The sequence below is a fragment of the Neptunomonas marina genome (assembly GCF_004005935.1).
GTDB classification, from domain to species: domain Bacteria; phylum Pseudomonadota; class Gammaproteobacteria; order Pseudomonadales; family Balneatricaceae; genus Neptunomonas; species Neptunomonas marina.
Genome location: NZ_SACQ01000002.1, coordinates 502,455 through 513,816, shown reverse-complemented (window position 1 = coordinate 513,816; position 11,362 = coordinate 502,455). Strand labels below are relative to the sequence as shown.

The window sequence follows — 11,362 nt, the reverse complement described above, 5'->3', positions numbered from 1 at the left end:
GTTTACTTCCTTTCGATTAGAGGCGTGAGATCACGCACGGGTTTTCCGGCTGATGCCGAGTCACTAAGCAGCGCGTTCGCCAATATCGCAGCGGTGCGTGCTGTTACCCCTTGCAAGTCGCAGGAGGGATTTAATTCAGTTAGCTCCACCAAGGGCAGCCCTAGGCGGCAGTGTTGAGCACTTTGCTTAATCTGAGCGATAACCGCCTCAATAACAGCAAGGCTAACCCCGCGGGAGGCCGGCGCGCTAACGCCCGGCGCTTGGTAGTGCGGTAATACATCCAGATCGATCGTCAAATACAGCGCATCGACAGATTGCGTAAAGGCATCTATCTCGTCACAAATTGCTGGTAGGTGTGCGGCTGTCATCTCGTGATCAGCTCGATAGTGCACGCCCCACTCCGTCGCACGCTGGAATAGCGTTGCGGTGTTGGACTCTTGGGCGACGCCCAAACAGGTATAGAAGAAGTTATCGGCGCCGACGAGCTCGCGAATCTGATAAAACGGCGTACCGGAGGATGGCCCCTGTGCTTCGGGTTTACGTAGATCAAAGTGGGCATCTAAGTTGATGATGCCAATACGCACATCAGGGCCCAGTGCTTGATAGAGTCCGCAGAAGCTGCCCCAAGCGGTTTCATGGCCGCCACCGACCACCAACAAGCGCGAGATATCTGTGTGACTCAACACCTGTGCAACGCTGTTTGCCAGTGTTGCCTGCGCCGCCTCAAGTTCATCCCCTTCCGCGATAACATCACCAAAATCACCTAGGCGTACCGCTGTGTCGTGGCACGCAAGGTTGGCAAGCTGGCGTCTAAATGCAGCCGGACCTTCGGCGGCACCAGGACGACCATGATTGCGGCGCACTCCTGCATCACAGCAGAAGCCGATCAGGCCGTGGGTCACATCAATAGGCATGTGGGCGTCGGTTTGAATCTCAACCTGATGATGCCAGCGCTTGGCATGTTCGGGCTGATCTTGGTCATTCCGTCCCTGCCAAGGTGCAGGAGGCAGAACTCGCTTCATATAGAAATCTCTCTTTTAATTTTCTAGACATATAAACATACTTAAACGGCGCTTTAAACCGCTTTTATTACCAATAAATTTTTATATGAAAAATCAATTTATATATGTATAAAAAATGTGTTTTTTTTGGGTTTTATCGCATAGCGATAAGCCTTTGCGGCGAGCGCCATTTATAGTGAGCGCAATAAAAGGAGCACGAGAAGATGAACCGAGCGGATCCTGCCGTGATGCCAGATAGCGGCATCCAAACACTGGATCGCAGCATGTTGCTGGTGGAGCTAGTCACCCGTGCCGGACATCAGGGGATGACTGCGGCGCAGCTGGAGGCCGCAAGTGGTTTCTCTATTGCCACGGTATATCGGTTAGCGCAGGCGCTGAAGCGGTTGGGCTTACTGCGCCAGATTCGTGATCGGGGGCCTTACCTCCTTGGGCATCAGTTGATTGTGTGGGGCAGTGCTGCGGGGCAAACCCAATGTATTAAGCGTGCGGCGCGCGGCCCGTTGCGCAGCTTAGCTGACCAGTTTGATAACAGCTTTTTTCTGTTCGTGCCCGATGGCTTCAATGTGCTGTGTTTGGATATTCAAGATGGTAGCCAACCGACGCGCAGCTATGTCAGTGATTTGGGTGATCGGATTCGCCATGGCTTAGGGCAAGCATCGATCGCCATCTTGAGTCATCTAAGTCGTACCGAGTACGACCAGATACTGGCACGCAATGCGGCCACGTTGCAGCGCTCGTACGGTATCGAGCGGTTTGATATCGACCAAGCGGTTGCGATGTGTCGGCGCTTAGGTGTGACAGGCGGTGTTGAAGGTACAGAGCCTCCTGAGTTTACAGGCATAGCCAGCCCGATTATGGATCCATCTGGTGCGCCAGTGGCCGCTCTGAGCTGCAGCGTACCGCGAAAGCAAATGAATGAAACGTATTACCACGCGTTGTGTGATCAGCTGCGGCAACATGCTCAGGTGATTACACAGCGGCTATATGGCGCTATTGAAGAGCGCTAATTGAGGAGCGCGTTATGTCGACAGCTTACCCCCACTATCAGCGTCCCTGTTGCTGGCCGGACCCTGCGTTTGATGGCGCAGTCAAGCCCGCACTAACGGGGCATCAACATTTTGATGCGATCATCATTGGTGCGGGTTATACAGGGCTTGCGATCGCGCGTCGCTTGGCAGAGCGCCAGCCAAATTACCGTATTGCAGTGTTGGAAGCGGAACAGGTGGGCAGTGGCTCCCCTGGGCGTAATTCAGGCTTTGCGCTAGAAACTGCATTGAGTGCGCCTAGTGCTGCGCAAGCACAGCAGCTGCATACCCTCTATCAGCGTGCTCACACGCAACTAATAACGGCAGCGGGGTTGAGCGATACGAGCACGCAACCGGTCTTTAAAGCGGCGGCAACCTCCCGAGGTGAGCGGTACATCAAACAGCTCGAGCGTTTTATGGTCGCCAGCGGTCAACCGGCGGAGTGGTTAGATGCCGCAGCGCTGGCGCAGATCACCGGATCAACTTACTACCGCAGCGGCCTGCTGCTGCCGGGTAACCGCTTATTAAACCCGGTGCGCACGATTCGTGCCGTGGCACAGACGCTACCAGCGAACGTCACCTTATATGAGAACTCAGCGGCGCTTGAACTCGAACAGCACGCATCACGCTGGGTGGTGCGCACTGCGTCGGCGATGGCTGAGGCACCTCGCCTGTTTCTTGCGAACAACGCCTTTATTAAAGGCCTTGGCTATGGCGCGTCGCGCAGCGTCACCATCTACACCTATGCGGGGCTCACACCCATCCTCAGTGATGCGGAGCGTGCCCAGATCAATCAGCGTGGTGAGTGGGGGCTACTACCCGCTCACCGTTTAGGGACAACCTTCCGCTCCACGCAAGATGGCCGGTTACTTGTGCGTGGCATGTACGGATACGAGCAAGAGGGAGGCGACGAGGTTGAGCAAATACTACTGCGCAGCCTGCACAGCCGTTATCCAGAACTGGAAGGCGCACAGCAACTTGCCCATTGGTGGGGAGGTACAACTTCGCTGACAGCGAATGGGGCGCCGTTGTGGGGTGAGCTACGTCCCGGGCTGTTTGCTTCGGTGGGTTGCAATGGTGTGGGTTTGGTCAAGGGCTGGATGCTGGGCGGTGCGCTTGCAGACTTGGCGACCGGCGCGGCGACGATACCCGTACACGAACTTTTTGGACGGCCTAGTTGGATGCCTCCAGAGCCGTTTCGTCAGCTCGGTTTCTTAGCGGTCAGTACGCTCGAAAAACAACTTGCCGGTGGCGAGATCTAATTGACAGGACAGGAGAACAGCATGATCACAACCGTAAAAACCGACCTTTACGCATCACCCTCCCCACTTGAATGGGCAACGGTGGGCAACGGCATTCTCTTTACCGCGCAGATACCGATTAACGCCGACGGTAACGTGGTTGAAGGTGGTATTGAGGCGCAAACGCGCCAAACCATGGATAACCTGAAACACACACTAGAGAAGGCCGGTGCAGGCCTTGACCGACTCACTCAGGTGCTGATCTATGTAACGGATCGTAGCTACTTACCTGTGGTGAATAAGGTTTACGCAGAGTACCTGCAGGCCCCCTACCCAAATCGCGCGGCGATGGTGATCTCAGGTTTAGCGCGTGAAGAGATGCTAGTGGAGATGGTTGCTTACGCCGCAATTGATAAGTAAGTACTTACTCCTTTTAAAGAATATACGTTCACTTAACTATCGCTGCTGAAAAGCTATGCGGTATTCGTAGCCTCTGCTACAAGGGCGCCCTTTCTGGGTGCCCTATTTTTATCCGCTTTCCTCGTCTTATACGCTTAATCGACTCGCACTCATGCTGACTTGGGTATGTCAGCAGCTCTGCATGATGTACGATAGAGTGAGTCATATTTGTACTGCCCTGTTAATGCAGTGCCCGCGCAAGCACAGCCACTGCTGTGGATAATTTCGTGGCGGCAGTGCGCTATCGTACGGTAACGTTCATTGAGGCTATGTATGGATGCAGGAAGTATAGGTGATCGGCTAAGTTTTCTATTGGATCGTCTGCGTGAGCGTCTCTGGCTCAAACCACTGATGATCTGTAGCTTATCGGTACTTGCGGTCTTTTTGGCGAAAATTGCAGATAGCAATGCTGCCATTTTTGCCTCCTTGCCTGAAGTGAAAGCCCAGTCGCTCGATACGTTATTATCAATTATGGCGTCGAGCATGTTGGTGATCGCGACGTTTTCAGTCACCTCGATGGTATCGGCCTATGCCTCTGCGAGCAGCATGGCAACGCCGCGTTCTTTTCCTGTCATTGTTGCGGATGATGCCTCTCAGAATGCGCTATCGACCTTTGTGGGGGCCTTTATTTTCAGCATCGTGGCGCTGGTGGCGTTGCAGAATAACTATTTTCAAAAGCCAGGGCTGTTTTTGCTATTTAGCCTCACCGTTTTGGTGTTCAGCATTGTGATCTTTACGTTTGTACGCTGGGTTGACCGTATTGCTCGCCTTGGGCGGATGGGCTCGACGATCGCTAAGGTAGAGTCTGCGACAGAGAAAGCGTTGTTAAAAAACCGCTTGCAGCCATATCTTGGCGGCCAGCCCCTAGCAACACCTCTTGGAGAGGGTATCCCCGTTTACCCTGATGATGTTGGCTATATTCTGCATATCGACATGCCGCGCCTACAGCTGTGGGCGAAGCAGCATGAGGTTGATGTGAGCGTGAATACCCTTCCCGGCAAGCTGGTCTCTCCGAATCGTCCGCTGCTTTATGTGCATACACCTGATGATGACTTGGCCGCCCAAGAACGCTCACAGTTGCAAGCGGCTTTTCGAATTGGGCGCGAGCGTATCTTCAATGAAGACCCCCGCTTTGGCTTTGTGGTGTTATCTGAAATAGCCTGTCGAGCGCTATCCCCAGCGGTCAACGATCCTGGCACTGCGATTATGGTCAATGCGTCGCTGTTGCGCCTACTCAGTCGTTGGGCAGCACAAACGCGCACCGAAACTGAGCCGCAATATCCGCGGGTTGCCGTTGCCAAAATAGAAGTTGATGACCTATTCGAGGATGGCTTTGATGCGATTGCGCGTGACGGCGCAGGTACTGTTGAGGTGGCAACGCGGTTGCAGAAAGTGCTAAGTGACCTTGCCCAAAACGGTGATGAAGAGATGCAGCACGCAGCGATCACAACCGGGCGCAAGGCGCTTGAGTACGCGCGTCATGCCTTGGTTTTAGAGGCCGATCTGGCACGCGTCGTGGCGGCCGCAAATTACACAGAGGCCAAACAGTTAGGACATGCCTAGTGTTGCTGCCAGCCATCGGATTGCTTACGGAACGACTGCTGCTGGCGCAGCGCAAAGTGATCCTCTTCCCACTCTAGCGTTTGTAGTGTCAGCTGGTGGCTATCGCCTTGAATCAGATTAAAGCTATTCGGCTGCCCTTTTACCAACCGGTCTGAGATGGTCGTGCCTGCGTGGGAGATCAGCATACCGTTAACAATATTGATAAAAGGCAGATGGATATGCCCACCCAGTATGAGATCGGCGCCCGCGGCTTGAAACTGTTCCAACGCATGGCGATAGCCACCGATCAATTGGCGCCTTAGGTTAGCCGTTGGTAACCAGAACGGGTGATGTGCGACAACAACTTTTAGAGTATTGGGTTCAGCGGCTTGCAGTGCTGCGACCACTTCACTGACCTGTTGTGAGCTGATGCGTCCGCGCGACCAATCCCAATACCAGCCAAAGCGCCGCGCTGAGTTGACACCAATCACGTGCACCCCCGGCAGGCTAGTTTGAGGTTCTAGGTCGTGACTGATATAGCGACGCCACTTACGCCAAGGAAACATGAAGCGCTCTATTAAGCGGTGGGCCGAGAGGTCATGATTGCCCGGCACGATGAGGTAAGGAAACGGTAATGTGCTTAAAAAGCGTTCAGCGAGTTGGAACTCGCGGTGTCGTGCGCGTTGAGTGATATCGCCGCTAATGATCAGCAGATTGGGTGCCGCTTGGGCCAGTGCTTTACGCAGCCCCGCTATTTGGGTGGCTTGCTCGCGGCCAAAGTGTAGGTCCGAGATGTGCGCAATGGTGGTCATAGTGCTTCCTTTGGACGCAGAACCTGCAGCGCTTTGGGCAATGTCTGGTATTCAAGCGGCAGTGTTTCTTGGCTCAGCTCGCCATCACTCATAATTTGGACTTTCTTGCTGGAGCGACGAAAGCTGATGCGCACGGCGTCCGCGCTAAAGTGCAGTAGGTCGTCATCGTCTTGCCAGTCGCGGCTGAATAGTCTGAAAATCATCCGGGGTAATGACCAGACTGAACGCTCTTGAATGATGTAAATACCCAGCTTCCCTCCATCTAGGCGCTTACGCTCGGGAATTAGCCAGCTATGGGATGCCAGCGGGTTGTTACTGATGGAGATCGAGCGTGTACGCAAGATATGCACGTCGTTGCCTTGGCGAATCTGCACATCCAGTGTTGGATAAGCAAACAGATATTTGAGCATATAGCCAAACATCAGCGGCCAGCGTACCCAGCCGCTTTGTTGGCGCAGTTGCTCGCGTTGTTCGGTCAGCCGTGTCGACATGCCTAAGTTGGAGATACAAAGAAACCGACGGCCATTGACCGTAGCCATGTCGATAGGCTGTACGTCGCTGTCGTGCAGCTGCTGGAATGCTTGGGTGATATCGAGCGACATCCCGATATCGCGTGCTAGCAAATTCATGGTGCCGCAGGGAAGCACGCCAAGGGGAATGTTTAGCTCGACAGCAAGCTCGGCAACGGCGATCGCGCTGCCATCGCCCCCTGCAATCCATACTTGATCGGGCTGAATACGCAGTAGGCATGCTCGCAAAGTACCATTACGAATAGTTTCGATACTGAGTAAAGCAAGCTCGCCTTCGGGGGCTTGTTCATCCCATTGGGCCTGAAAATATTGCTCGGGATCGTCAATACCGTTTTCAATAAAGTAGCCCGACGATGGGTTGTAAATCAGTACAATGGATTGGCTCATAGCCGTTAGTCCCGCAACCGAGCATTGAGTTCGTCGATCACCTCGGCCCAATCGGCATCGGCGGCTAGACCCTCTTGTAAAAATGCGGCCTGCTGCGAGCTCCAGAACGGTGCATCGTAGATACGTGTTTGGTCGTCAATACGATGCGTACGGATAAACACTTCGATCTCTTCCGGCTCATGGGGTAATCCCAGCTGTTCAAAGAGCGTTTGTATAGAATAAGTTGGCTCAATCATAGTTAATACTCCGGTTGTGGTGGTTATGAGCTCAGCGCTTCACGCTGGGACTCCATCTCTGCTTCATAGTCTGTGCCGAGTGCGCGTTTCTCTTGCTCAGCTAATACACGCCCTCCGAGCTGAAACACCTCCTGCTCCTCCTCTTCGAGATGATGGTGCACTAGGTGCTGCAGCTTTTTGGCTTCAACAAGCCATGCAGCAGAGCTGTAGTCCAACGTCTCCAGCTTTCCAATCAGCTTGTCGATTCTGTGGTGCTCGGCAACACTGTGGCGGGACTTCTCTTGGGTCATGTCATAACCCATTAACGGAACATAGAAGTGGCGCTCCTCTGCTGTGGCATGTGCTTGAAGCTCCACTTTGATCTGCTTGAACAGCATGTCGCGAGCGTTGCTATCGCCTTCGGTTTTCACTAACGAGTCCACTAAAATGCGCTGTGTATCATGGTCCTCTCGTAATGCTTCAAAAATATTCATATTGATCTCCTTAAGGTGTGCGGCTATTCACTGCGAGGAGTAGGCTGTAGGCCAGCCTACGCGGTCGCTTTTCGTTCAGGTTGGGTGCTGTCTCTATGCCCTGATATTTTTGCTGCCGCGTGGCCCAAGGAAGAACCAGAGAATGAGTCCTGCGACCGGCAACAATAGAATCAACAGTACCCAAAGTACTTTTGATGCTGTGGTGGCAGGGCTTTGTACAGTTTGAATGATGGCCCAGATATCAAAGATTAAGACTAATAGTCCTAGAACACCGGTAATTTCAATTCCCATTTTCAATCTCCTTCTGCATGTGGCTGCACTGGTATGTTTAAATAAGCGTTAGTTGTCGGGGGTGACAACACGGCTTGCATACTCAGGAATTGCAGATGGTGTGCCAACTCTCGCTTTTCTTTATAAAACAAAGCTTTACTTGTTTTTAAAGAGAGTTAAAGGCGGAGAATTGAAGGGGGCGTTTGAAAAAACTACAGGCCAGAAGAAATAGTTACAGGTGGCGGGTAATAAGGGTAGTACGTCTTTCGGTACTACCCGGCAAAGCTATCTTTAAGCTTCATACTGCTCTAGTTTGTTATAGAGGGTTTTGACACTGATGCCCAATTGCTCGGCAGCTTGGGTTTTGTTGCCATCGCACGACTCCAGTGTGGCGAGAATCAACAGCTTTTCCGCCTCTTTAAGCGGTGTCCCAGGAGCAATGGTTTCTAAAGAGGTCTCCTCTTGCGCTTCTTGAAGTGAGGCCAGCTCACCTGCCCCTACCTGATCGAGTGCCAAGATATGTGCTTTTTCGATGGTATGCTTGAGCTGCCGAACATTCCCTGGCCATTGATATGCCATAAGAATCTCTTGCGCCTCTTCTGAAATAGTTTTGTGGCTGCCTGTCATCTCATTGCGATAGGCAAGAAAATGCTTTGCTAGCTCGACAATGTCACGGCCCCGCTTGCGTAGTGGGGGTAGCTGAATGGGAAAGTGGGCAATACGGAAGTAGATATCTTCGCGTAGGAAGCCCTCTTCGATAGCCACGAGGGGTTGGCGGTTTGTGGCGGCGATGATACGCACGTCGGTCTGGAAGACTTTGTCGCTGCCAACTCTCTTAAACTCGCCGCTTTCCAGTACGCGTAGCAGCTTGCTTTGCAGCTCTAGCGGCATCTCTGTGATCTCATCCAGGAAGAGTGTGCCACCGTTACCCTGTTCGAAGCAGCCCTCGCGGTCACTGACCGCACCCGTAAAAGCGCCCTTCACATGACCAAACAGCTCACTCTCGACCAGTTCAGGCGTCAGTGCTGCACTATTGATTGCGATAAAGGGTTTATCCGCGCGGTTGCTTTGCTCATGAATCGTACGAGCAGCCAGCTCTTTGCCCGTGCCGCTTTCGCCGATTAACATAACATTGGCATCGGTTTGGCTCACTCGGCGTATGAGTCGATACAAGCGGCGCATGATGGGGGCAGAACCCAGCAAAAGGCCAAATTGATCAAGATTGGACGAAACGGCTTTGGCTTGGCGGCTGGCCTCCTCCTCTTGGAATTCACGATAGAACTCGCGAATCGCCTCATTGATGTGTTGCGCATCCAATGGAGTACGGAAGTGATAACTCACCCCCATGGTCATGAGCTTGTCGAGGTTCGGGTTGGGCTTACCATCGCTAATTAGAATCCACTCGGCTTCATCAGCCATGGGGTGTGCTTCAAACTCGGCAAGGTCTGCGGTATCAAACTTTTGAGGCGCTAAGATCACTAAGCCACTCTCGGTAAGGCCAGCAAGTGATTCGGTGATATAAAAGTCAAAACCTGATGCTTCAAATAGTGGGGTAAGCGTCTCGACCAACTCCATTTGTTGGGTAACCAATGTAAGGCTTAACAACGTTCCTTCTCCTCATGCAGCAGCAACAGTAAGGGTTATCTATAAGGCGATGCTTATGTTGACTAATGCGACTAATACGGTGGGCATAACACAGAACCTGCAATGGCCTGTCGTCGGTCTGGAGCTAGGAGTATAACGGAAAAGGCTGTGCCGCAGCACAGCCTTTTTTAGTAGCGCCCGACGGGGCGACGCTCGGCGTCGGCTTTGAACGACTTGAGTCGGTCATTTGCGATTTGAAGCGTCGCTATCGCACGGGCGAGCTGCTCAGCCAGTTGGCTGTCTGATAGTTGGCTTACACTATTGCGTAAGGTGTTGAGCACTTGCGCTTCTGTTTGCTCTAGCCGGTCTAAAAACCAGACGTTACGGTATTGATCGGGCGTAAGAGCTAAGTTGTTGTACATATTATCAACTCTTGCCGTTACCCCTGATACCGCTGCTACCTCCTCTGGTTGCCGCTCTGAGGTACTGAGTTTCAGAGCGGCTTGTCTTCGGCTCTGTGACATCTCACGGAATAACGACGACAAAGCCACACTGGCTACCTGTTCGGACAGGCGCTGGTAGAAAGCTGCTCCTTGTCGGCAGATGTAGATGACACTGCTGACAAGGTGGCGGTCGAAAGTCCCGGACATCGCGCTATCTCGGATTACTTGGTGACGTTCAAGTTATCTTCGACAGAGGTGACGCCTTCGTAGCCACGTGCAATCTCAACCGCTAAGCTCTTCGCAGTCTCGTTGTCGACCTTTCCGGTTAGCGTCACTACGCCTTGGTTGGTGTCAACGTCAATTGCCGTCGCTTCTAACTCGCTCTGTGCCGCGTACTCGATATTCAAGCCCGCAGTGACAGCGATATCTTGCATTTTGCGGGCAAACTTACCCCCTTCAGTTGCTTGGCTGGCTTGGTAGTCTTTTTCCACACTGATATTGTTTGTCACTGAGCGAACGCCGTCGATGTCCGCAGCAATTCGTCCTGCAAGTTTTTTCTTTGCGTCGCTATCCACTTTACCCGTCAGGGTGACAGCGCCCTCGTGAACATCCGTATCGATAGCGAAGCTATTGATATCGGTATCAAACATCAGTGCTGTCTCAACACGCCCGTCAATCCAAGCATCGCGCGCTTGGCCTTCCCATGTTTCACCTTGGGGCTTCATGACAACAATCTTGTTATTTACGTCGGTGATGCCGTCAACATTCGCGGCGAGCTTACCGGCTAGCTTCTTCTCGGTGTTGTTGTCGACCTCACCGCTAAGATAGACCACACTATTTTCGACATTGGTATCGATCTCGAAGTTGTTGATTTGGCCGTTCATCATCAAGGCTGTCTCGACTTTACCGTCTAGCCATGCGTCCTTTGCCTCCCCTTTCCACGTATTTGCGAAGGCCGGTGCGGCGATCATCGTTGAAAGTGTCAGGGCCAGTAATGTCTTTTTAGTATTCATAATGAACTCCGTTATTGTTTCGGTCATGGGAGCTCTAGCGAATGGCGTGCCAGAAATAATAATTTCAATAATTTCATGTGTTTATGAATTTTATTGCGCCCTCTCTTGCAAACGTTCTGTATCTTTTACAGGGTATGTTGCAACCATTTCATACCGCGCGGGCACAGGAATTTGAAAACTGCAGCTCTGCTTTCGGGTTTACCTTTCTAATTCTCTGCCCCGGTATCTATTGATCTCCCCTGCTATATCTAAACACTACGCAATCATGCGTTCGTGTTGCTCAGTGAGCTTGGCGCTTAAGTGAATCTGGCCCTTATCAGGCGGC

At 52.5% G+C, this 11,362-nt stretch carries 13 protein-coding genes; 4 read left to right on the top strand and 9 right to left on the bottom strand.

Going from position 1 to position 11,362, the window contains the following annotated elements; translation table 11 throughout:
* Positions 1–2 precede the first annotated feature (2 nt).
* Complete coding sequence (hutG, locus tag EOE65_RS07085; protein ID WP_127693595.1) at positions 3–1,022, bottom strand: formimidoylglutamase; 1,020 nt, start codon at positions 1,020–1,022, stop codon at positions 3–5.
* Positions 1,023–1,225: 203 nt separating this feature from the next.
* On the opposite strand from hutG, the gene EOE65_RS07080 reads away from it, so the two are divergent.
* The 4 genes from EOE65_RS07080 to EOE65_RS07065 all read left to right on the top strand — a co-directional run bounded on the left by EOE65_RS07080 (position 1,226) and on the right by EOE65_RS07065 (position 5,310).
* Entirely contained in the window at positions 1,226–2,029 is an 804-nt protein-coding gene (locus EOE65_RS07080) for an IclR family transcriptional regulator (RefSeq protein WP_127693594.1), read from the top strand.
* Positions 2,030–2,043: 14 nt separating this feature from the next.
* Positions 2,044–3,309, top strand: a complete 1,266-nt coding sequence (locus tag EOE65_RS07075; protein WP_127693593.1) for an NAD(P)/FAD-dependent oxidoreductase — start codon at positions 2,044–2,046, stop codon at positions 3,307–3,309.
* A 21-nt stretch (positions 3,310–3,330) separates the two neighbouring features.
* Positions 3,331–3,708 carry a RidA family protein gene (locus EOE65_RS07070; protein ID WP_127693592.1) on the top strand — a complete coding sequence of 126 codons (378 nt, stop codon included), beginning with the start codon at positions 3,331–3,333 and terminating at the stop codon, positions 3,706–3,708.
* Between the two features lie 312 nt (positions 3,709–4,020).
* A complete protein-coding gene (locus EOE65_RS07065; RefSeq protein ID WP_127693591.1) occupies positions 4,021–5,310 on the top strand; it encodes a DUF2254 domain-containing protein in 1,290 nt (429 codons plus the stop codon).
* Here the strand turns inward: EOE65_RS07065 and EOE65_RS07060 are convergent.
* The 8 genes from EOE65_RS07060 to EOE65_RS07025 form a co-directional block, all read right to left on the bottom strand.
* Positions 5,307–6,101, bottom strand: coding sequence for a metallophosphoesterase family protein (locus EOE65_RS07060; RefSeq protein ID WP_127693590.1), 795 nt, complete (start codon positions 6,099–6,101; stop codon positions 5,307–5,309). The genes EOE65_RS07065 and EOE65_RS07060 overlap by 4 nt on opposite strands.
* Positions 6,098–7,018, bottom strand: a complete 921-nt coding sequence (locus EOE65_RS07055; RefSeq protein ID WP_127693589.1) for a diacylglycerol/lipid kinase family protein — start codon at positions 7,016–7,018, stop codon at positions 6,098–6,100. The genes EOE65_RS07060 and EOE65_RS07055 overlap by 4 nt, the downstream gene beginning before the upstream one ends.
* Positions 7,019–7,023: 5 nt before the next feature.
* Positions 7,024–7,254, bottom strand: a complete 231-nt coding sequence (locus tag EOE65_RS07050; protein ID WP_127693588.1) for a DUF2789 domain-containing protein — start codon at positions 7,252–7,254, stop codon at positions 7,024–7,026.
* Between the two features lie 23 nt (positions 7,255–7,277).
* Positions 7,278–7,727: a hemerythrin domain-containing protein gene (locus tag EOE65_RS07045; RefSeq protein WP_127693587.1), complete on the bottom strand. Its 450-nt coding sequence runs from the start codon at positions 7,725–7,727 to the stop codon at positions 7,278–7,280.
* A gap of 93 nt (positions 7,728–7,820) precedes the next feature.
* On the bottom strand, positions 7,821–8,018 hold the full coding sequence (locus tag EOE65_RS07040; RefSeq protein ID WP_127693586.1) for a PLDc N-terminal domain-containing protein: 198 nt from the start codon (positions 8,016–8,018) through the stop codon (positions 7,821–7,823).
* A gap of 270 nt (positions 8,019–8,288) precedes the next feature.
* Positions 8,289–9,602 (bottom strand): sigma-54 interaction domain-containing protein, encoded by a 1,314-nt coding sequence (locus EOE65_RS07035; RefSeq protein WP_127693585.1) that lies wholly within the window; start codon positions 9,600–9,602, stop codon positions 8,289–8,291.
* Positions 9,603–9,769: 167 nt separating this feature from the next.
* The gene (locus EOE65_RS07030; protein WP_127693584.1) at positions 9,770–10,231 is read right to left on the bottom strand and encodes a ferritin family protein; all 462 of its coding nucleotides are present in this window, start codon (positions 10,229–10,231) and stop codon (positions 9,770–9,772) included.
* A 14-nt stretch (positions 10,232–10,245) separates the two neighbouring features.
* Positions 10,246–11,037, bottom strand: coding sequence for a BON domain-containing protein (locus EOE65_RS07025; protein WP_164847039.1), 792 nt, complete (start codon positions 11,035–11,037; stop codon positions 10,246–10,248).
* Between the last annotated feature and the right edge of the window lie 325 nt (positions 11,038–11,362).